The organism is Paenibacillus sp. TC-CSREp1, assembly GCF_050171015.1.
Taxonomy (GTDB): domain Bacteria; phylum Bacillota; class Bacilli; order Paenibacillales; family Paenibacillaceae; genus Paenibacillus; species Paenibacillus silvae.
In genome coordinates, this window is the sequence record NZ_JBNOKM010000037.1 from 12,635 (window position 1) to 33,760 (window position 21,126).

20 protein-coding genes are annotated in these 21,126 nt (G+C 49.2%); 3 read left to right on the forward strand and 17 right to left on the reverse strand.

The features are described from left to right. Positions 1-19: 19 nt before the first annotated feature. The 15 genes from ACQSGY_RS29870 to ACQSGY_RS29940 form a co-directional block, all read right to left on the reverse strand. A complete protein-coding gene (locus ACQSGY_RS29870; protein WP_427182240.1) occupies positions 20-1,249 on the reverse strand; it encodes a M16 family metallopeptidase in 1,230 nt (409 codons plus the stop codon). 10 nt (positions 1,250-1,259) lie between these two features. Further along, on the reverse strand, positions 1,260-2,579 hold the full coding sequence (locus tag ACQSGY_RS29875; RefSeq protein WP_427182241.1) for a M16 family metallopeptidase: 1,320 nt from the start codon (positions 2,577-2,579) through the stop codon (positions 1,260-1,262). A gap of 29 nt (positions 2,580-2,608) precedes the next feature. Continuing rightward, a complete protein-coding gene (locus ACQSGY_RS29880; protein ID WP_427182243.1) occupies positions 2,609-3,586 on the reverse strand; it encodes a hypothetical protein in 978 nt (325 codons plus the stop codon). Between the two features lie 2 nt (positions 3,587-3,588). Next, entirely contained in the window at positions 3,589-4,794 is a 1,206-nt protein-coding gene (locus tag ACQSGY_RS29885; protein WP_427182245.1) for an arginase family protein, read from the reverse strand. 27 nt (positions 4,795-4,821) lie between these two features. Continuing rightward, positions 4,822-6,207 carry an MATE family efflux transporter gene (locus ACQSGY_RS29890; RefSeq protein WP_427182246.1) on the reverse strand — a complete coding sequence of 462 codons (1,386 nt, stop codon included), beginning with the start codon at positions 6,205-6,207 and terminating at the stop codon, positions 4,822-4,824. Positions 6,208-6,223: 16 nt separating this feature from the next. Then, a complete protein-coding gene (locus tag ACQSGY_RS29895; protein ID WP_427182248.1) occupies positions 6,224-7,189 on the reverse strand; it encodes a hypothetical protein in 966 nt (321 codons plus the stop codon). Next, complete coding sequence (locus ACQSGY_RS29900) at positions 7,182-8,339, reverse strand: acyl-CoA dehydrogenase family protein (protein ID WP_427182249.1); 1,158 nt, start codon at positions 8,337-8,339, stop codon at positions 7,182-7,184. The genes ACQSGY_RS29895 and ACQSGY_RS29900 overlap by 8 nt, the downstream gene beginning before the upstream one ends. Beyond that, entirely contained in the window at positions 8,339-9,061 is a 723-nt protein-coding gene (locus ACQSGY_RS29905) for a hypothetical protein (RefSeq protein ID WP_427182251.1), read from the reverse strand. Before ACQSGY_RS29905 ends, ACQSGY_RS29900 begins: the two co-directional genes overlap by 1 nt. Before the next feature lie 15 nt (positions 9,062-9,076). Next, positions 9,077-10,030 carry a 3-oxoacyl-[acyl-carrier-protein] synthase III C-terminal domain-containing protein gene (locus tag ACQSGY_RS29910; protein ID WP_427182253.1) on the reverse strand — a complete coding sequence of 318 codons (954 nt, stop codon included), beginning with the start codon at positions 10,028-10,030 and terminating at the stop codon, positions 9,077-9,079. A gap of 42 nt (positions 10,031-10,072) precedes the next feature. After that, a complete protein-coding gene (locus ACQSGY_RS29915; protein ID WP_427182255.1) occupies positions 10,073-10,927 on the reverse strand; it encodes a hypothetical protein in 855 nt (284 codons plus the stop codon). Continuing rightward, positions 10,927-11,187 (reverse strand): acyl carrier protein, encoded by a 261-nt coding sequence (locus ACQSGY_RS29920; protein ID WP_184191200.1) that lies wholly within the window; start codon positions 11,185-11,187, stop codon positions 10,927-10,929. Before ACQSGY_RS29920 ends, ACQSGY_RS29915 begins: the two co-directional genes overlap by 1 nt. 14 nt (positions 11,188-11,201) lie before the next feature. Further along, a complete protein-coding gene (lysA, locus tag ACQSGY_RS29925) occupies positions 11,202-12,485 on the reverse strand; it encodes a diaminopimelate decarboxylase (RefSeq protein WP_427182257.1) in 1,284 nt (427 codons plus the stop codon). 6 nt (positions 12,486-12,491) lie between these two features. Next, positions 12,492-13,880, reverse strand: a complete 1,389-nt coding sequence (locus ACQSGY_RS29930; RefSeq protein WP_427182258.1) for an ATP-grasp domain-containing protein — start codon at positions 13,878-13,880, stop codon at positions 12,492-12,494. Then, entirely contained in the window at positions 13,819-14,829 is a 1,011-nt protein-coding gene (locus ACQSGY_RS29935; RefSeq protein ID WP_427182260.1) for a 3-oxoacyl-[acyl-carrier-protein] synthase III C-terminal domain-containing protein, read from the reverse strand. Before ACQSGY_RS29935 ends, ACQSGY_RS29930 begins: the two co-directional genes overlap by 62 nt. 142 nt (positions 14,830-14,971) lie before the next feature. Then, the gene (locus ACQSGY_RS29940) at positions 14,972-15,226 is read right to left on the reverse strand and encodes a hypothetical protein (protein ID WP_427182262.1); all 255 of its coding nucleotides are present in this window, start codon (positions 15,224-15,226) and stop codon (positions 14,972-14,974) included. Positions 15,227-15,407: 181 nt separating this feature from the next. Here ACQSGY_RS29940 and ACQSGY_RS29945 point away from each other — a divergent pair, with 181 nt between their 5' ends. Further along, complete coding sequence (locus tag ACQSGY_RS29945) at positions 15,408-16,658, forward strand: helix-turn-helix domain-containing protein (protein WP_216520001.1); 1,251 nt, start codon at positions 15,408-15,410, stop codon at positions 16,656-16,658. 115 nt (positions 16,659-16,773) lie between these two features. Here the strand turns inward: ACQSGY_RS29945 and ACQSGY_RS29950 are convergent, their stop codons facing one another. After that, positions 16,774-16,977: a hypothetical protein gene (locus ACQSGY_RS29950; protein ID WP_145405675.1), complete on the reverse strand. Its 204-nt coding sequence runs from the start codon at positions 16,975-16,977 to the stop codon at positions 16,774-16,776. Positions 16,978-17,110: 133 nt separating this feature from the next. Next, on the reverse strand, positions 17,111-17,530 hold the full coding sequence (fosB, locus tag ACQSGY_RS29955; protein WP_145405674.1) for a metallothiol transferase FosB: 420 nt from the start codon (positions 17,528-17,530) through the stop codon (positions 17,111-17,113). A 161-nt stretch (positions 17,531-17,691) separates the two neighbouring features. On the opposite strand from fosB, the gene ACQSGY_RS29960 reads away from it, so the two are divergent. Beyond that, the gene (locus ACQSGY_RS29960) at positions 17,692-18,591 is read left to right on the forward strand and encodes an SDR family oxidoreductase (protein WP_427182266.1); all 900 of its coding nucleotides are present in this window, start codon (positions 17,692-17,694) and stop codon (positions 18,589-18,591) included. A gap of 182 nt (positions 18,592-18,773) precedes the next feature. Beyond that, positions 18,774-20,384 (forward strand): gamma-glutamyltransferase family protein, encoded by a 1,611-nt coding sequence (locus ACQSGY_RS29965; protein WP_427182264.1) that lies wholly within the window; start codon positions 18,774-18,776, stop codon positions 20,382-20,384. Positions 20,385-21,126 lie beyond the last annotated feature (742 nt).

Here is a 21,126-nt window from a genome sequence, read left to right on the forward strand (position 1 = left end):
CCTCCCGCTTGCATGTTTTCTATCTTATCACTACCATGTGCAGACGTGCCGGTACAGCTATCTTGGTTATTGCTCTCGAAATATCTTCCTCCGTTAAGCTACGTGCTATTGCACCAAGCTCTGTATAATCCAATCCGATTACATCATGCTCGGAGATGTGCATACAGCGCTGTTTTAACGAGTCCCAGCTTGTATAATATTTACTTAGCCATCTCATTCGTGCATATTCCATACGAACTGGAGTGAACGTTCCCGTCTGAATATCTTCACATATATCCTCAAGCACGTTATACAGAGAAACAGGATCGGAGGAATAACTGCACATGGTGCTGAATGCAAACTCCTTGCGGTAATAATGATCCCATGTTCCCCCCGAATGAAGAAAACCCGACTTCAAACCATTGGCCTGAAAATCGGAGGTATCGCCCAGCAATGCCTCTATACCGATCATGCAAGCAACCTGTTCCGTTAATGACATGCCCGTATCGGCACGAAATCCCGAGCGAATCAGCGGCAGCGGCAAACCCATCTCAAGCTCTACGTAGCGTTGTTTATTATGCTCTAAAACTGTTGCCGGGTGAAACTTCAATGCGTACTTGTCTGCCGCCCCGTATTCTCCCCTTGCCGGAAACTGCTCCAAAATGTCTATGATGTTCTCTGTGTCGACAGGTCCAATCACAGTCACTGACATTTGGCTGGTAACGTAGTGCGTATTGTAAGCTTCGTATAACACATCCGGTGTTACAAGGTGCACACTGTCCTGTGTCCCTGCTACATCCAGTGCAATAGGGTGCTGCTCCCCATACATCATTCGGGTAAGCTGCTGCAGAGACTGCCAGGAAGGCTGATCTGCGAACATGGACAATTCCTGAAGAATAGCAGCACGTTCCTCTTCAATATGCATTGGGGTGAAATACGGAGACGCCAGCATGCGCATAAATAAATCGATACTTTTTTGGAGTTCACCTGTACAGGCCAGCTGATATGTTGTTACGTCATAACGTGTTAATGCCGAGGTAGAAGCTCCAAGGGCATGGAATATCGGCTTGACGGGCTGCTGATCCGGATTGGCAAACATCATATGTTCAAGAAAATGTGCCCTCCCGGGCAATCCTGAATCGTGAATGGAACCATAAGGCACTGTACAGGACACAAACGTATGATGAAATTCGCTCTCCGGGAAAATATGCACAGACAGACCATTCGTTAATTGCCTGCGTACTGGAACAACACTCAATGCACGATTCATGTTTCACCTCCTAAGCAGTTCCTGTGTACTCGCTCTCAGGATATAAAATCCAGGTTAGTGCCTTGTTCATACGGGAAGCCACCACGGCTATCTCTTCTGAAGTTACACACGAGACGGCCTCCAGAAATTGCTGTGTTGTCATCTCCACTTGATGGAGCAAACGGTCTAAATGAAGCTTTACCATCTGCTCCGGAAGGTCTAAACCCACCTGCACATAATGCATCATATTCTGGACAGCCCGGTTCATCTCTGCTTCATTGATATCCCCACCGCACAGCCTCATCCACTGCGCATCAATGGCTTCCAAAACATCTGTTACATAACTGCTGCTGGTTCCTGTTGTCACATGAAGTGTTCCCCTATAGTCATCCAATGTGCTGTATATCTGGTAAACCCACTGCTTTCGTTCACGGAGTTCCAGGTTAAGCCTGGAGGCAGGTGATGCGCCAAACAGGGAATGAAATAAAAATAGAGCTGCATAATCAGATGATCCATAGGTCACTCCGGTAGTAAAAGCTACATTGAGCTTGCATTGCTGGATATCGGCCAGCTCCAGCATCATCTCCCCAAGCTTCTGCTGTTCCGCAGATCGTGAATTCAAGATAACCGGCGAGCTATGCTCGTCGTCTGCCATAATAAATGCAGGCATAAATGTGTCCAGGACCTGCCTTATCATCGTGTCCGGCTGGACATCTCCGATGATATGGACATGAAACGGGCTGCGAAGAACTTCGCTATACCATTTTTTCAGTTCCCCCTCCTGCACACATGTCCGCAGCTGCTTCAAATCCTGCGCAGTGGGACGCCCAATGTATCCCAGACTCTCCATACAGCGCCCCCGCACCACTTCATCCCATGCAGAGCTGTTATATCCCGCATAGTGTTCTGCCCAGATGAGCTCTTCTTGAATCTGAACCTCTTCTGCCCCAACTTTTCTATGCAGCTTGCTATTCGAACCACCAGCGAGGCTTGAGCCATATAACAGTTCAGCAAGCAGATTCATTGCTATCTGCATACGTTCCTGCGTGCGAGGCAGTACATCTGCAGGCATATGCATTCGAATGGAAGCCACCTGCGTGTCTCCTTTGTGCTCCAGTTCGAACTTGATCTCATTCACGCCAATAGACCACAGCTGGTGATGAAGTTTTATTTTCCCCGCAGCACCCGAGCTCACCTTAAACAGCATCCGCATAATTACGGCAAACACCATCGGTGGAATTCGTCCCTGCACGTTCACGATGCTTAGATGAATATAATGATTAATGTACCTGCGCGTAGGCAGTATATGAACGGATACATGATTGCGCTGCTCTGTAATAAAAGACTCCATGCTTGCCGTCCTCCTGTTCGAAAAGAACGTTAATTCAAATTGTAAACCATGCCATTCCCCGTATTCAGTCCCAGCTGACCAAATCCCTCCAGAGGCCTGGAGAACCAATCTACGTGCCCCTCCGTTTCATTGGTGGGAATTTCAGAATCATTGTCTTGCCAGTGTATAACCTGCTGATGATGGCGATCCCAGAATCTCCATTGTTCGGGCTTTGCGAGCAGCTGTTTACGAAACGGCTCGTACACAAATTCGGCAGATTTCTGAATATCCTCTTCTAATATGAAGGGTGGAAGGAATACAATTTTAGTTCGAAAATCATCTGTTAACATCATGAAATAGGGACATACCGGCTTACGCGCCTTGGCCAAAATGCGAAAAATACCGCTCCTCGTCTGAATGCGTGAGCTGAGAAATGGAAGTTCCAATGCCCGATTGTCCGAATTGTAGCCTGTCTGTCCATCAACGAAAAGATTGAAGGATCCCCCTTTCCGTAAATGGGAGTACAGCCGAATACCAATCATCTCATCCTCCGCGTTTAACAGCTCGGCACCCGAGTACTGCCGAAGGGCGTTCCAGGATGACAGCTTCAGTTCCTGCTCCACGGTTCCTTGCTCAGCCACCAGATAGAAGGGCAGTCCGGCCTTCATGCAGCCTGCACGAATCTCTTGTCCAATCGTGATCATATTATGTCTGACGAATCCATAGTGCCAGGTCAGCAAAGCCCCGCCTTCCTTCAGCGTAGTTTGCAGATGTTCACGACCCTCCACCTCATCCCAGTCCATAAACCTGTAAGGCTGCTGTTTAAGCTCATCAACCGTACGCAAAAAGGCCAGATAATCCATCCAGATCGATTCCAGCGATGCTTTCTGCTGAAGGGGGGAAAGCTCCTTCACAATATTCATTAATGCGTAGAAAAAACCTAATTTAATCCCGCTTTTTTGTTCCCGCTGCATCTCTTCCCTAACCTGTTCCTGATGTGTCATGTATAAGGTTCGAAAATCCTGCATCGCTACACCTCTCTCCTGTGTGAATTGCCGGAAACGCCAGCTTCGGATAGCATTCCCTCATCCTGTGTATCCGGGCAGGCGAGCATCGAATGCTGACGCTGATTCCGATCCATGCCATCCAGCATATAAACCAGCATCCGAAGAGCCATCTCGTAGTGACCGGGAATACGATGATCTGCCTGAACACCCTGCCCTTCCACCATATCCATACCCTGATACAAAATCGGGACTTCCAGCGCTGCTGTAACACAATCCCTTATATTCTGCCAGGTCGGCCCCCCGGCAATAGGAAAGTCAACATAAGGGAAACTGCCCGGGTCAAGGGAATCCAGATCGAAGGTTAGATAGGCCGAATCTGCTCCATAACGCTGTCTGACTTCATTCAAGACCTGGCTCACCCTATCCGGGTTCATCTGTTCGGCTGAGATCTGTATTAATCCGGGATGACGATACATCTGCTCTGCTGAACGAAGACCGCGCAGTCCAATTTGTACAACAGCAGCAACCGTTCCCTGCTCCAGCAGATGTCTGACAAAATTGGAGTGGCTCGGATTTTCTTGATAGATGGCATCTATACCGCAGTCATGATGAGCGTCAAACTGGACCAGCATGGTCCGGTTGCCCGATATTTCTGACATCCGCCTAAGCACTTCATACGTAATGGAATGATCTCCACCGATACAGCATAATCGTGTCTGCTGGTGCATCGCTTGATGCAGCGCAGCCTCCAGCCCCCGTTGATAAGGATATAACGTCTCTCCTTCAATCGGGAGATGTCCGTCCAATGATTGCTCACCCATCATGCAGGTGCCCCAGTCTTGTATAGAAGCTGTGTGCAGCAATTTTTTCCCATTCCCAATATCATATAAGCTGGAATTGCCGCCTTGGCTTAACGAAGGATAAATGACCTTTTTCCATGATTCTTCCCGCAAGGCATGTACAAATTCTCCCACGGAGGAGTGACGAATGCTTGTCCCGCCAGAGTAGGGAATGCCCAAGATCGCCAGGCGAGGAACCTCATGACCGGAAAGGGGTCTGTACAAAAAAAAAGGCGCTTGCGCAGACTCAACCCCCGGCAGCTCCGGGGGACAGCGCGGCTCCAGTTCCTCAGCATGCTCCAGCTCATAAAACTGGCTAAACGTTTCATCCGCAGCAATCCAAGTATGTGCAATGCGTCTTATCAAATAAGCAGGTTCTGATGTTTTCATGCCGATTCCTCCTGTAGATCACTGAATTCACGTTTGTGTGGAATACTCTTGCTGAGACAACTCCGCTTCCCCCTCTGTAATACGTCCCTGCTCTGCTGCACCACCCACGTATTCCCGCTTTAACAAACGCATGAAAGGTAGAAAGAAACACATGCCAATCACATTCATGCCAGCAATCACTCCATAGAAATAGATGACCTGATTGAAGGTACGGGTCAAGACCCAGCCTAGAGCGATAATGATCAGGAAATATACAGCGTTCAAAAGTAAAGCCTGATACCCGCGACCGCTCTGTTCCATCGTGAGCAGCGTAGTCATCATCGGCCCCATGCCAATATAGGATAGGGCAACAATGGAAAGATACCTTGCTGCTTCAGCACGAGTTGCTGCATCTTCGATAAGAAATGAGACCAGGGGATCTCTGCAGATCCAGACGACAATAGCAATAACGACGTACAAAGCAAATGCGTGGATAAGCCCCTGACGATAGCTTGCATAAGCTCTTTCACGATGAGGAGCCTGCAAATTATGATTGATAATAATGCCGATCGCTGATCCGAGCACAATACCCGGCAGGATAGCCATGGTCTGGATTCGGTATCCTACTCCAAATCCCGCAACTGCTCCTTCTCCGAAATAGCTGACGATTTTATTAAAGAAAAAAGTGCTCAGAAATATCATGCAATACGAGAAAAACACAGGAATACCCACATGTCGAAGTGTGATTAAATGCCTCTTAGCAAAAACAAACCTTTCCTTAACCGTCTCTTTACGAATTAACAGCACCAGCAGCGATAGGGCTAAGGAAGAGACAGAAGTAATCAGATTGGCATAGATGATACCCTGCAAATCCAGCCTAAGTATAGAGACAAATGTATACACAAGAGCAATGTTCAGCACTGCCGTGCCTACTGCGTTCCAGGAAGCTGCCTGCGCCCGGCCTAATCCTCTTAGTGCGGCGCTGCTTACTGCTGCAAGCACTGCCGGGACGGATACTGCCATCATTCCCGCCACATACCTGGTAAACATCGGTTCAATGTCGGCAGGCACATGATAGAACCATGAGAGCACAGGCGTCAGAAGCAGAACCATTCCCCCTGTCGCCACGGCAAGCAGCAGGGCAATGCCGAGCATATGCATGAACAGCTGGGTGAATGCTTTGGGGCCGCCTGCACGGCTGCGGGCCACCGCCACCTGAACAGATAGCTGCATCGCTTCAATGATGGAGATCATCACAAACGAAACGGGAATGTAAAGCGACAAGACGTACAGTACACTCTGATTCGTATGACCCAGAAAAAATACATTGGCTAACTGGGTAATCACATTAACCATAGAAGCAAGCAGCATCGGAATGGCCGTACGAAATAACAACCGGTGGATCGAACCCGTCGTATAATCGATCCCTTTCATTGGGCCACCTCCACAATCATGAAGTCTTGATTTCCTGATTCAATGTAATTCTGCTTAACAGCGGTTTATGCAAAACATGAACACAGCAGGCAGATATAGTTAGGGCATCATCCCATGAGATCAGCAGCACACGAGCACCGGGCTGGATACTTCCCTTTTGCAGTCTGTCAGCCAGTTGTATCCATACATCGCCGCTCTGATAATCCACCTTAGATACACTACAGCTATAGGGAGCGTGAATCTGTGAAAGCAGATGCCCGCCGATATGCCATCCCAGACTGGATTGCAGAATAACCTGCTCAGCTGCGTAATCAGACATCAAATGTTGTATGCTCCCGAGTATCTCGGCTGCAAAATCAGTCTCTGCAGAAGTGATCACTCTCTTTCCTGCATAATGAATTTGCAAAGCCCCCTGATCACCTCCCGATTCAAGCGCCACGGCCATGTCGGACAGTTCACCTTGAGAAGCGGAACGATGTCGATATGCATCCGGTCCTTCATCTTGAAGAATACGCTGCTCAACCAGCACAATCACTGCTTTTTCCCTTGGGAGCTTACTCCAGAGAGCAACCTGGATAGCCTCTGTGCCAGCCAGTGCACCCATATGGGTTACACCAAGGGGATGCTTAACCTGCCATGATGCGCTTTCAAGCATTCGGGCAAGCGGAGCGGTTAGCGCATGACGTTCAGGGTACGTTTGAGCCAGAATCATCCAGTCCCAGGATGCATGTGTGCCCAGCTTTTCCAGTACCATAAGTGTCAGATCGCCTGCTGTCAGACGCCTCTCTCCCCAAAGCAAAGATCGGGACACCGACCCTGCACGGCCATAGTAATGATCCTCCATGTATATGTGCGGCAAAACATAAAAATAATCGTCAGGCGTTGGCCAATCCAACGAATACAGGTGATCCTCAGCTGTAAGCCAGCTTATGTGATCCACATAGATCGGTGTGCCATGTTCGGCATAAACAGAATTAGACATGCTGCATTTTCCCATTGGCGTAAGCCTGGAATACGTTGATTTTCTGAATGGAGGTCGTTCCTTCCATAAACTCAAAAGCTCTCGCATCACGATACCACTTGTTCAAAAGCGGATGCTCTAGCATAGAGCCGGGTCCCATCATATCCAGCGCCCAATCTGTAGCCTCTTCTGCCAGCGAAGCTGCTCTTATTTTACTAAGAGAAGCCAAATAACCCTTGTTTGCATCATGGTCGATCTCTGCTGCTGCATGCCGAATCATGTTACGCAGTGAGTGCAGACGTATTTCCAGTCGTTCCAGCCCGGTCTTTTCACGTTCCGTGAAGACCGTTCTATGTTCCGTTACATAATCATAGGCAGCCTGTGCAACACCGAGCGCAAGCGCTGCAACACTGGGACGCATCCGGTGAAACGTACGTAGAGCCCCCCATAACCCGCGCTTGGTCGGACTTAAGTGACGTCCCAAAATATCCTTCTCTTCCAGCGAATATGACTGGAATTGCAGATGACTGAGACGAAGTCCACGCAGTCCCATCGTATCCAGTGGTGTTGCGGTGAATCCCGGCCTCGAAGGATCAATGATAGCGGCCTGAATGCCCAGAGGCGTACGGTTGGTCTGGGCAAATACCAGACCGATGCTGGCCCGATGGCCGTTGCCAATATAAAACTTATGCCCCGTCAGTTCCATTGTATGATCCGGATGACGCGTAATCCGTGTGCTGATTTCCGTTGCGTCCGAACCCTTTTCAGGCTCCGACAAAGCAAAGACAGCCCAGGCTGGTCCCTTCATAAACTGGCTGTAGAAGCGCTCCTTCTGTTCCTCATCCCCCAGATCCATCATGACAATGCTGGACATGGAAGGCCCAGGCCCTCCCAGAAATACGCCGGCATCTCCTGCAGCCAGCTGTTCAATCGTAATCACTCTCTCCAGAGAAGTAAGTCCGTAATAACGATCATTGCCTATCGTGACAATAGGCTGACCTCCGTATTCAGGTGGAATCATCATATGATTAATCGCCTGTAATGAAGAGGTGTGTAAAAACTCAGTGATTCGGTCTGGTTCCTGGTCAATGGTCAGCCCAATCTGACGAAGTTCGGCCGCATACTGCTTCATGACCTGTTCAAAAACAGCAATTGTCGATGGCGTAATCATCAATAACCCTCCCTGTCTGGTAACAGCAAGTTTTTGACCAATTGACCTGCATATGTATATGCGGATACTCCATGTCTCAGATAACCGTAACCGCCACCAAGGCGCTGAATCTGCCTGAATGCCTCATCAATTTCCTCATGGAGCCACGCATGAGTACGGATGGACGTAATGTCAGAACTTCGGGAAAGGAGACGATCTTCATGTAGCGTTTCTGCCATATAAAACGTTGTCAGAATATCAGCGACCATTCCTTTGACAAGCTGATGCTGGAACGTGGATTGCCCTCCCGATACGCGTACCGACAGATGCTTGCGTACATATTCCAGACCAGCCTTGCATAGCTCTATTCGGAACTCCAGCAGGTGATCTCTCAGCCTTGCCGGGTTCACCTCATCACTAATTACCCCGGCCTGCTCACCGCTGTGCGGCTGCGCTTGAACTAACAATAGACCGGAAGGCTCCAGCATCCGGTCCTGTACCTGAACAACATGCAGCTGCTCCCAGCGGTACATTCCGCCTGCCTGTTCATGCCATACCAGGGGGGCTTGGTCCAACAGATCAGCGGTTGCACACACATATGAACCTGCAGCCAAAAACACGGGATGACTGTTTATACGTAACGCTGTACTCTCCAGAATATGCGAAATTGGAGCAACCGGACGACCAGCAGCCCTCTCTCCAACAGGTTTTGCATCTGCGCTTTGGAAATCAATAACATGCATCGCTACCCCTCCTGTTCATTCTTCACAGCCTCCATGTTCAACCAGTGCAAAACCAAAAAAACTACCCAGTCCGATACTGACCATAACGGATCGTCCCTTCGGGCATACCCAACCCTCTTTCAATCCTGAGCTCAAATTAATAAACGGGTCCGTGGAGAAGGTATGTCCAATTCGCGAAATGTTATCCAGATAGATCCGTTCGAGCCCTACGCCCGTACGCCGGGAAAATTCCTTCCAGGTGGTCCAGTTCACATTGTGAGGAAGGATATGATTAATATCTTCGAAACCTAAGCCTTGTGACGCCAGCAGTTCCTGCATTCCCTGGATAATATGATCAATATATATTTGATTAAATGCTGATATTTCTTCTGGAGCTGCATGGTAACCTGCATGAAACCGGTTATCCCGCAGGACATGAGCAGCCTGTACGACATGCTGACAACTCTCTCTGCTTAGTAAAACCGCCACGGCAGAATCACCCAGAATTGCTGATTTTCGCAGATACCTCCATTCCGGAGGCAAAAAGTTGAACTGATCTGCGCAGATCAGCAGCACATTTCGGATATGAGGCTGGGTTTGCGAGAGACGATCGAGCCATTGCAATGCAGCAATAGATGTAGCACAATTCATCTGGGACAAGCCGTAGAATGGTACATGCTCCAGCTGCAGGCGGCTTAGAATGCGCTGCATAAGCCGATAGTCGCCTGGAGTCTGCACCTGAAAGGAATGAACATAAAGAACAAGGTCAATCTCGGAAAAGGGATATCCCTTCTGAAGCTGCTCCACAGCATAAATAATCGTATCATCGAGCATCTGCTCACTATCCGTTACGGGCACCCCCTCCAGATGGTGGTACTTGCGCAGAAACTGAAGCTCGCCAGTGCCCAGCTCCAATGCACTGAGCACTTCTTCCGGCTGTTGAATCTGCTCAGGCAGATACACTCCAATGTCCACAATGCCAAATGCCAATGTTTGGCCTCCTTCCTCCGTTAGCTCGCATATTGGATATGCTTATGTTCGGATCAATAAACCATGGATAAAGGAGTCTGTCTTCTCCAGATGCATGAGACATATGTACTCGCCGCTGTCCGTCTCCCCGAGCATCTGCTGCAGACTAAAAAATGGCGCGGCACTCCAGTGTGAAGGATCGTAACAGTTCTCCGATTGACATTCCCTGTACCACTGCGCATCCTGGCAGAACTCTTTCAGATCGGGATGTATGAGCAGGCTGATCCGACTCCGATGAACATCCGTTGCGCGGACTAATCTATCAAGTACCAGACCTGCTGTATCCTTGATGGAGTTCTCCGCATACTGCATATCGACACCCAGTAAGGCGGGGCCGCTACCTGTCGTCCGATCAAGGTAGATAGCCGCAGCGGTATCAGGTCCGGCTGTTGAGGCAAGCTCATCGATTTTATAGGGAAAAGACGTCTGATCCATAACAAGCAGCATCCCCTTGGCATATCCTTCTCTGTTCAGGTAATGTTGCAGCATATGCAGCGCTGCAAATGGTGCCCCAAACCCAAGATCATTTACGGCAAAACTGATAAACTGTCCCTGATAACGATTCATCAGGTAGTTCACTACAGAGATATCCGGGCGGCTGTTGGGAAAATTGTGGGCCAGCAGGAGCACATCTACTTCCGGTATCATTCGATAAAGCCCGGTCTCCTCCAGAAGTTCAACACTCATCTCATGATAGGCATTGTTGCAGCTTGCCTGCAAAAGTTCCGCATCATACTGGATTGAAGTACCTGCAAGCAGGTCCTTGTGAAAACGGATCAAGTCAGGAAGGGCGAGCGGGGCCTTCCTTCCCTCAAACAGCCTGACCTGCATATCCCGAATGAAAACAGACGATACCATCAGGCTGCGATAAGCTGCTTTTCAATATAAGCTGCGAGAGAACCAACCGTATCAAATACATCGGGTTCAAGCTCATCCGGGTCAATCTCCAAACCTTCAATCCGGTCTTCAAGTGTCATCAGCAATTCCAGCACCGAAGTTGAATCCAGATATAACTCATCAAACAAGGACGTGCTCAGTTGGATATCTTGTCTTGCTTCCGTATTCAATACCTCAGCAAGGGCACCTTTGATCTCTTCAAGCAAAACGGCTGTTGTCATGATATCTTCTCTCCTTATCCATTCGTTATTGGTGTAGGCGATACTTGTACAAGACGTTGTTTGCCCAGCAAATCTTCAGGGGTATCTCGTTCCCGGATCAAAAAGGCTTCTCCCCCCACAATCAGCACTTCAGCCGGACTTCCATGACTCAAAAAGTGTGTAGGAGACGCAGTCGGACCATACGCGCCTGAATGGAATACACCAAGCAAATCACCCTGCTCCACTGGAGGCAGCGATACACGTTTGCCCACAACATCGTTAGGTGTGCATAAAGGACCTGTAATGTTGTATTCAGCCTCAGGAGTCTCCCCGTATCTTGTCAGGGATGCGATCGGAAAATTCCGTTTCACATAAGAGCCTGTTCCTACAGCTGCCATATGACAGTTTGTTCCTCCATCCGTAACAACAAAATTCTCTCCATATGATGGCTTGACGTATAATGCCCTACTAACCAGCATGCCGCAGGTTCCCACCAAATACCGGCCAAGCTCCATAAACAGTCTGGTGTTCTTATGGCTTCGCTGAAATGATTCGAACATTGGATTCAGCTGCTCTGTCAGTTCGCTTATGTCAAGGAACTGTTCACCCTCATGATAAGGAACACCCAGCCCCCCGCCGACGTCAACCATTCGCAACGTAATATCTAGTTCGTTTTCGATACGCTCCGCAAGCTCCAGAATATGACGTGTGTTCTCAACGATTGGCTCAATCTCTAACATTCGGGTGCCCATATACACATGAAGACCCATAATCTCTATATGGGTGTACTTCTCAAACTGTTCTCTTCCCTGCAGCACACTTTGTTCGTCAATACCGAACTGACGTGGTTTACCTCCCATGGTTAGCCGCGACCCTTTGACAGAAAAGGAAGGATTCACACGCAATGCAACAGACATCATTCGCCCTTCATGGGCAGCAATCTCTTCAATACGCTCAAGCTCCTGAAAGGACTCAGTCACAATGGCATATATCCCGTAACGGATGCACGCTGTAATCTCGGCATCACTTTTCCCTGGTCCAAGAAAAATAATATGTTGCGGATCAACGCCTGCCTCTACAGCAGTATGAAGTTCTGCCAAGGAACAAACCTCAGCCCGAGCCCCCATCTCCCGCAGCATGTTCACAATTGAAATATTCGGGTTGGCTTTAAGGGAATAGAACAGCTCCACTTGGGGTGTAAGCAGCCCCCGAAGCTCCTGATACACCTGCCGAAGCACTTCACCGTCATACACGTACAGCGGAGTCCCAAACCTCTGAGCTATACTAGAAATAGGAAGCCCTTGAATCTCGTATTCCACAGACACTCACCTCACCTCGTTAATGGAAGACAGGGCGGCTTCTACTGCCTCGTCAAGAACTGCCAGCCGTTCAGGAGAAGAACCGATAATGATACCGTACAGCCGCCCGGAGAAAATCGTTCCCTCACTTTTGAATGCTGCATTTACTGTGGCAAAATTATTGATCAGCAAACCCTCTCCATTCTCTGGTCTGAACATCCATTCACCCAGCATGGCATGAAGTTCCTTATACTCCAGCAGGCGATGAAGCCGCAGAGTGTATTTTTTGGCCAATCCATAATAACCATCAGGCAGGTACTGCTGCTGAATATTGAGCTGGTAGGTAGACATGTTAAACCTTGCATTGATCTCCAGGTTGGGCCAGATCGTACCATCCTCATCCAGAATTGCATCCATACCGGCAATGCCATAATATCCATCTTGATACAGCGCTTCGCCTATGCTTACCGCGGCCTCGCGGATCACTCCAAGTTGAGCTTCACTCAGCCTGGATGGCATAAGATGTCCTTGATGTACACCCTGCTCTACCAGGGACTCCTTTACACCAAGAAACTCAACTCCGCCGGATTGGTCAATAAGAATCTGGTAGTTCAGATCGCAAATTTTGTCAATCCACTGCTCCAGCACGTAATTGATCTTGCGAATACCTTTTTTGCCTGCCTGCTTCTCCAGCATGCTCATGCACTTTTGAAATCTGGCCTCATCCGGGATTACGGTAATGCCTTTGCCGGACACCCCCATGGAATCCTTCAAGACCAGACGGCCGCCCTGCTCCAATACGAACTTTAACTGTTCAAAACCGGAGGCCAGCTCTTCCAGAGACGCACACTCAACACCAGGGATTTGGCGAATATCAAGCCGCTTGTTCAGACGTCTCGAATATCCTTTGTCATTCACCTGACGAAAGATCATGGAGGATGGAACCGCCAAGGGAATTCCTGTAAGATGCGATAGCTCTTCTTCCTGTTCTGATGTGCCAAAAGGAACCAGATAGACAGGTGATTCTGCTGTCTGTGCCAGTTCTCTCAGCTTGTCCATCGTGGCAGAGCACTGCAGCAGACTTGCCGTTATGTTAAGTCCCGGATTATTGTGTTCGGGTGCAATATACCGGGACCTGCCAAACCCCAAAGCTTGTGCAGCACTTATAAAATCCGGGCTCGGCAAACTCTTGAGCAGCACAATATCTTGATCTCCGGCAAGAAAAATCCCCAGCTCCTCCATCCGGTGTACGACATCCGCAGCCGAGCCTATGCTTAATGAGGGCAGCTTAAGGATCTCCGGTTCCTCCCAGTACTGCTCCACTTCAAAGTTATTCAAATAGACAAAGGTAACATCATGCCGGCCCGTTAACGCCCACTTCAGTCGGCTTGAGAAATCGGTTAACACCGTGGTCATCGCCATCACCCCCTGTTTCTGCATATTGCATCACTGCTACACTGAATGTAACGCCAAGTCCAACGGTGACAAGCAAATAATAATCCCCTGGCTGCATCAGTTTCTGCTCCAGAATAGCCTGGAGATTAATGTACGGGTCTGAACAAAAACAGTGTCCGATCTCCTGTACATTCAATGTGTAGATGCGTTCATACGGATAAGATAAACCGGCAGCGACCTTCTTCCAGGAAGACAGATTTACATTGTGAGGAACAATATATTGAATCTGTTGTAAAGTCAGGCCCGCACGCTCCACAGCTGTGACAATCACTTCACACAACCGAGGAATATATATCTCTTGAAATTCCCTGAGGATCTGGGGAGAACCCGTCAATACATTGCAGAATTGCCCCAAAGTTATACTGGTGAGTCCAACGACGTGGCTTCCCGCCCCCCTGCTTCCTACCAGAACGGCTGCCGACGCCTCTCCCATTACCGTTGTATTGGGGATCAGCTGCACTACAGGGCTAAAGGTTTTCTCGCCCGTCAAAATTAAAATATGGTCATCCGCTTCCAATGAAGGCAGCAATGTCTCCGCCACATGAAGGGCCATCAGCCCTGATGCACAGTTCTGCTGCGTAAGCGAAAACGCGATGGCATGCTGCAATCCGTAAACCCTCTTTAGAGCTTGCAAAACTTTCATAGGAAAGGGGAAATTTTCCTGAATTGTGTGGCAATAAATGATATACTTAATCGAGGTGGGAGCAACGTCAGGATGACCTGTCACCTGGGCAAGAACCTGTCCAAGTAACGAAGATAAATCCCCATCCCTGTCGTGCCGAACCTGCTTCAAACCATGAATTTTCTCCAGCACTTTGGTCTGGGCATGGTTAAGTCCAAGATGCTCGTTCAGTTCCCTGATCGGGACAATGTGCTCCGGAATGTGAGACCATATCTGCTTAATATGCATCAGTATCAGACACCTCGTTATACAAACGTATGGATCTCCCTTTATACAAAACGTATGAATCTCTTTAAATTGGAGGGAGAGAAAGAGCTTCCGCAGAAGCTCTCATCTATGAAACTATCGTATCTTTTAAGTAAGTAGAACATTAGGCACGAGCCAGGGCAGCACGGGCTTCCAAAGCACGAGCTTCAAGTGCACGAGCTTCCAAAGCACGGGCTTCAAGTGCACGAGCTTCCACCGCGCGGGCTTCTACTGCACGAGCTTCCACCGCGCGAGCTTCTACTGCTGCACGAGCACTTACTTCACGTGCCTCGCCCAGCCCATTTACTTCCAATTGTGAAGCTTCAATCTCTTTACGCTTCAATTGCTCCAGTGTAATGGGAGTCGCTTTAATCACCATTCATTTTTCCTCCTTTCATCTTGGATACTATCATTCTATAATCTTCCAAATCGCATTTAAACTGTAAATGGAGGTAAATGAACCTCAACCTTACTTACCCCGGCTTTTGTTCACTCTGTGGATGCAGTATACCCATCCATTTTCAACGCTTAAAACTATATGCAAGGGATGGTGAATGAGGATGATCGGACCCAAAATCAAAAAAATCCGTGAGCAGCTGGGACTGTCTCAGAAACAACTTGCAGGTGAGGATATGACACGTTCCTACATAAGCCTTATCGAAAAAGGCAGGGCCGTTCCTTCTCACCGCGTGTTGAAAATCATCGCCAGAAGACTTCATACACCCGTGGAGTTTTTTGTAGGGGGAAGCGCGCAGGCAGACAATGATATTGCTCAGGCTGTTCTGGACAAGGCCAAAGCCTGCTATGCTGCGCAAAATGACTCTGATTGCATACGTATAGCACATAAAGTGCTGACACTGACAGAGGATATCTCGGATCAATCTGAGGCCTATCTGCTTATTCTGCGGAGTTACAATCGGCTTGGGGAATATCGGCGCACTTTGGATGAAGGGGATCTGGCATCTTTTACAATTATCCAAACGGGAGATCGGGAGCACATTGTAGCGTATTATCTGGAAATGGGACGAGCCGCATTTCATGCAGAACTATATCATGATGCCCGGAAATATTATGAGCAGGCACATACTTACAGCAGCCGACTCAAACATCTGCATCATGAATACATCTGCGCATTAACTTATCTTGGCACAACCCATTTACGTCTGGGCAATGTGGACGAGGGTCTGGAATATTATATCAAAGCGGAGAAGGAAGCCCGTATGACGGGACAAGCGGAATTGTACGGAGAAATAACGATGGGTCTGGGCAAAGCCTATTATATGTCGAATCATGAAGATCATTTGCTGTTAAGTCAGGATTGGACTAGAAAATCCGTAGAAGCCTATAAACAGGCAAACAGCGACTCCTATGTTCTGGCACTTCACAATCTCGCTGTCATTCAACTTCACATCGGACACAAAAAAGAAGCCCTTGGGCTGCTCAATGAATGTGCAGTAATCTATGACCAGCGCAAGCTTCCTCACAAGAAGGCTTCTATACTGGAGGAAATCAGTAAAGTGTATCTGGAGGAGAATAACCCCGAGCAAGCAGAATCGATTATCAAAGAAGCCCTTCAGTTGCTGGAGCTCCAGGATGAAGGCATGCTTCGTGCCAAGTTATACCGCCTGCTGGGCATCGTATTTCATGAAAAAAATAACCGTGATCAAAGCTACTATTTTCTGAGAATGAGTCATGATCTGCTTAAACGAATCGCCGCCAGTCGCGAGGCGGATATCAGCCAGCAGCTTATTCGGTTGAGTTTGCAGGAACCTAAAATGAGCTATGAGGACTACAAATCCTATATCAGGTAAACGATCTTCACCTAACAACTAGGGAGACTCGGATGAGTGAATTAAATAAAGGGGCTCCTTGCAGAGCCCCTTCACATGAATGAACTCAGCTCCCAGAATACATCCTGTGCTGTGCTCAGCGAGTAGGAACCGGATCGTTCAGTTCCAACGAAACGTTCATTGGTTGGTTTGGCACCAAAATATGCTGTCCGTAAGTTTGGACCAGTCCTCCACGGAGCCCGTAGATATGAAGCTGTCCCGAAATGAAGGGTACAAGCATGATAATAACAAAACCGAGCTGCATTGCAGCGGCAAGCCATTTCGTACCTCTTTTCTCCATATTTATCTCTCCTCATGTTTTTAATCAACATCAGACCGGTCATCGTATCAAGGTGACCTATACTATATCTTACGGACATTTTCAGTGACTTAAAATACGTTAATTGCCATTTACCTCCATTTTCCTGCAAATTTCACGAATAAAACGTCATATGTGGTTTTTCCTCACGATAATATTTCAGCCGCTGCTGCAAACTGCCTGTGTGCAGTTCAAATAAATGACCGTCCGGGTCTGTAAAATAAACCGATTTCCCATCCTTCGCATCTCTTGGTCTTCCGGGAATAATATCGGCTCCGGCGGCTCGCAGCTGCTCTACCGATGCTTCAAACTCCTCTTCTTTTACAGTAAAGGCGATATGGGTATAGGTACGTTCCGTGTAATTACGAAGAACATCCTCCTGATTCAAAGCAATCCAAAGCCCGGCCAGTTCAAAGTAAGCCAGCTTGCGTCCTTTTACCTGGATTCGGGCACCGAGAGCCTGCTCAAAGAATGTAATGGATTGCTCCAGATTAGATACGGAAAAGCATAAATGGTTGATTCCCTGAATGTTCATATGGCTCCTGACACCTCCGGTTATTTTAAAGGGGTACATCCTTATTATGGTATACGTTTCCTGCAGAAAACAAGCATTCTCATCGGTTCACACCGCACCTTCCTCTAGGCGAATGCATAGGGTAGGTTTATAAAGGAATGTTCGAGGAGGTTGTGCAAACGATGAACCCGGTCTATCCATTTTACGGTGAGAAAACGGTGTGTAAGCCGCAAAATCTGGCTTTCCCGCCCCAGCATCAGGATCAACAGCCCGGTCTGGAGACGTTAATGGTTCCCGAGCCGATCAGCGAGGACCCTGCTTATATTGGCAGCTGCAAGCTTCAAGGCAAAGTTGCGATTATAACTGGCGGCGACAGCGGCATTGGACGGGCGGCAGCGATTGCTTTTGCCAAGGAAGGGGCAGACGTTGTTATTGCTTATTTGTACGAACGAACAGACGCTGAATGGACACGCAGCCGGATCGAGGAGCTGGGCCAGCGCTGTCTGTTGATTGAAACCGATCTGCGGCTGAAGCCCAATTGTGAACAGGTCATTCGCAAGACAATGGAAACGTTCGGCAAAATGGATGTGCTGGTCAACAACCACGCCGTGCAATACGTGCAGCAGAGCATTGTCGACATCTCGGAGGAGCAGCTCTATCATACGTTTCAGACCAATGTGTTCTCGTATTTTTTCCTGATCCAGAGCGCCCTTCCGCATCTGTGCAAAGGAGCATCCATCATCAACACGGCTTCCATTACGGCCTACAAAGGTGATGTGCGACTCATTGATTATTCCTCAACCAAGGGAGCGGTCGTGTCGCTCACACGCGTACTTTCCCAATCCCTGGCAGATAAAGGCATTCGGGTAAACGCTGTCGCTCCGGGTCCAATCTGGACTCCGCTTATTCCGTCCAGCTTCTCGGCTGAGGATGTGCAGGTGTTTGGCACAGATACGCCGATGGGCCGGGCAGGCCAGCCCTATGAACTTGCAGCAGCATACGTCTATCTGGCATCGCGTGATTCCTCCTATGTTACGGGTGAATGCATTCATGTGAACGGCGGCGATATGGTAACTACGTAAGCATATGCAGCTGCAGCTGATTCTATATACGTTTGATTGCCAATGAAACACATAGATACGGAGGATAGGTTGGATTTGGAGCGTTTGGCAGGAGTTTGGCGGTCTGGTTGCGAAAAGGGTTTAGGAGCTATCGCTTCGGTTAAAACAAAATCTGACATCTCGCGACAAGGAGCTGACCCACCATGAACTTTGATTCTCTCTACCAACCCTATCCCTCCTACCGGGTACCCGTCTATGCCAAGCAAGGCATGGTTGCTACTTCACAGCCGCTGGCGGCACAAGCGGGGCTCGATATATTGAAGCAAGGCGGCAATGCCATCGATGCCGCCATTGCTACCGCGGCAGCACTCACCGTGCTGGAGCCAACGTCCAATGGCATTGGCGGCGATGCTTTTGCCCTCGTCTGGACGGAGGGCAAGCTGCATGGCCTGAATGCCAGTGGACCTGCGCCTCAGAGCATTTCGATTGAGGCGCTGCACGCGGCAGGCTATACGGAGATGCCGAAGCTGGGGGTTGTGCCGGTGACGGTGCCTGGCGCACCGGCGGGGTGGGCGGAGCTGAGCCGTCGTTTTGGACGGCTCACGCTGGCGCAAGTGCTGGAACCGGCCATCCGCTATGCGGAGGAAGGTTATCCGCTTGCGCCGGGGCTGGCCCGCCACTGGGCGCGGGCAGCTGAGGTCTATGCACGCCAGGGCGATGCGGATGCAGGGCGTGCGTGGTTTGAGACGTTTGCCCCTGGCGGGCGCGTGCCCGCTGCGGGGGAGCTGTGGCGCTCGCCGGGCCATGCGGCCACGTTGCGCCGGATTGGCGAGAGCGAAGCGCGAGACTTTTACGAAGGAGAACTGGCGGAACGCATTCATGCTTTTATGGCCGAGCACGGCGGTTACCTGACTCGTGATGACCTGAAGGCTTTCCGGCCGGAATGGGTTGATCCGATCTCGGTATCTTATCGCGGCTACGATGTGTGGGAGATTCCGCCGAGCGGGCAAGGGCTGATCGCCCTCTCCGCACTCAATCTGCTGAAGGGCTTCGACTTTGCCGAGAAGGAATCTGTCATCAGTTATCATCGGCAGCTGGAGGCGATGAAGCTGGCTTTTGCCGATGGGGAAAAATACATTACGGAAGAACGCAAGATGGGCGTGTCCGTGGAAGAACTGTTATCCGAGGCCTATGCCGCAGAACGGCGTAAGCTTATTGGCGACACAGCACAGGCACCAGAAGCTGGTGATCCGCGCGCAAGCGGGACTGTTTATTTGGCAGCCGCAGATGGCGAAGGCAACATGGTTTCTTTTATCCAGAGTAATTATATGGGCTTTGGATCAGGACTGGTGGTGCCGGGCACAGGCATCGCACTTCAGAACCGCGGACATAACTTCTCGCTCGATCCGCAGCATGCCAACGTTCTGGAGCCAGGTAAACGCACCTATCACACGATTATTCCCGGATTCCTGACATGCGGCGATGAGGCTGTCGGTCCATTCGGGGTCATGGGCGGTTTCATGCAGCCCCAGGGTCATGTGCAGGTCGTGATGAATACGATCGATTACCACCTAAATCCACAAGCAGCCCTCGATTCGCCGCGCTGGCAGTGGATGAAGGATAAAACGGTGCTCGTAGAGCAGGGCTTCCCGCCGCACATTGCCCAAGCGCTCGCCCGCAAAGGACATGACATCCGCACCGAGCTGGACGCCTCCCAGTTTGGACGTGGACAGATCATCTGGCGCAACCCGGATACAGGCGTACTGTGCGGAGGTACAGAGAGCCGGACAGATGGCTCTATCGCGGCCTGGTAGAACCAATCACACCGTAGAAATGATACAAAAATATTGCGGGCATGGTGCAAATATCGCTGGTATAGTGCAAATATCGAAGAGATGAGGCAATTATCACAGGGATAATGTAAATATCGCAAGCATGATGTGACAGTTAGGCAAACGATGAAGGGAACATTTAACATATTGGTTCAGCCCCAGTCATACAGACGCTGGTGGGAACATATTCGTTGACACAACAAAGTCCCGGGTATATTTGATTGTGAGTTTAAGTGTAACGATCTCAGATGACCTTATTTGTGTGGTTTTGAGCTTTCTGGGATTCTAACGATTCCCAGAGAGCCTATTTCCCCTAAAATCAAAGAAATTGCCCTGTTTTCATGTGAAATACTTGAAATAAGGTTTCCTGAGATCGTTAGAATTTAAAAGTAGCGAAAACACTCCATATAAGGTTTTTACGAATCGTTAGAATTTTTGCAAGCTGAAAAATGAGGATTTGTAGGAGGCACATCTCTGGCCGCGGCGAAATTGTTTTCATTTTCAGGTCTTAGCTACGGACGAATCAAGGTTAATTTCGAATAGTGTGACTACGGTGGGACTTGTGCTGCGCTGGGTTTGAGTAACTTGTTTGGGATGGACTTGCGCTGCGCTGGGTTCGAGTAACTTGATTGGGATAGGACTTGTACTGCGCTGGGTTCGAGTGACTTGATGGGGATGGACTTGCGCTGAGCTGGGTTCGAGTAACTTGATGGGGATGGACTTG

Bases quoted from the DNA above. Each gene is read 5' to 3' on its own strand.
- ACQSGY_RS29930 (WP_427182258.1), bottom strand. From the start codon at position 13,880: ATGACCACGGTGTTAACCGATTTCTCAAGCCGACTGAAGTGGGCGTTA.
- ACQSGY_RS29935 (WP_427182260.1), bottom strand. From the start codon at position 14,829: ATGCATATTAAGCAGATATGGTCTCACATTCCGGAGCACATTGTCCCG.
- ACQSGY_RS29965 (WP_427182264.1), top strand. From the start codon at position 18,774: ATGAACTTTGATTCTCTCTACCAACCCTATCCCTCCTACCGGGTACCC.
- ACQSGY_RS29880 (WP_427182243.1), bottom strand. From the start codon at position 3,586: ATGCAGGATTTTCGAACCTTATACATGACACATCAGGAACAGGTTAGG.
- ACQSGY_RS29905 (WP_427182251.1), bottom strand. From the start codon at position 9,061: ATGCATGTTATTGATTTCCAAAGCGCAGATGCAAAACCTGTTGGAGAG.
- fosB (WP_145405674.1), bottom strand. From the start codon at position 17,530: ATGAACATTCAGGGAATCAACCATTTATGCTTTTCCGTATCTAATCTG.
- ACQSGY_RS29895 (WP_427182248.1), bottom strand. From the start codon at position 7,189: ATGTCTAATTCTGTTTATGCCGAACATGGCACACCGATCTATGTGGAT.
- ACQSGY_RS29950 (WP_145405675.1), bottom strand. From the start codon at position 16,977: ATGGAGAAAAGAGGTACGAAATGGCTTGCCGCTGCAATGCAGCTCGGT.
- ACQSGY_RS29875 (WP_427182241.1), bottom strand. From the start codon at position 2,579: ATGGAGTCTTTTATTACAGAGCAGCGCAATCATGTATCCGTTCATATA.
- ACQSGY_RS29890 (WP_427182246.1), bottom strand. From the start codon at position 6,207: ATGAAAGGGATCGATTATACGACGGGTTCGATCCACCGGTTGTTATTT.
- ACQSGY_RS29945 (WP_216520001.1), top strand. From the start codon at position 15,408: ATGATCGGACCCAAAATCAAAAAAATCCGTGAGCAGCTGGGACTGTCT.
- ACQSGY_RS29885 (WP_427182245.1), bottom strand. From the start codon at position 4,794: ATGAAAACATCAGAACCTGCTTATTTGATAAGACGCATTGCACATACT.
- ACQSGY_RS29915 (WP_427182255.1), bottom strand. From the start codon at position 10,927: ATGGTATCGTCTGTTTTCATTCGGGATATGCAGGTCAGGCTGTTTGAG.
- ACQSGY_RS29960 (WP_427182266.1), top strand. From the start codon at position 17,692: ATGAACCCGGTCTATCCATTTTACGGTGAGAAAACGGTGTGTAAGCCG.
- ACQSGY_RS29900 (WP_427182249.1), bottom strand. From the start codon at position 8,339: ATGATTACGCCATCGACAATTGCTGTTTTTGAACAGGTCATGAAGCAG.
- ACQSGY_RS29870 (WP_427182240.1), bottom strand. From the start codon at position 1,249: ATGAATCGTGCATTGAGTGTTGTTCCAGTACGCAGGCAATTAACGAAT.
- ACQSGY_RS29920 (WP_184191200.1), bottom strand. From the start codon at position 11,187: ATGACAACAGCCGTTTTGCTTGAAGAGATCAAAGGTGCCCTTGCTGAG.
- ACQSGY_RS29940 (WP_427182262.1), bottom strand. From the start codon at position 15,226: ATGGTGATTAAAGCGACTCCCATTACACTGGAGCAATTGAAGCGTAAA.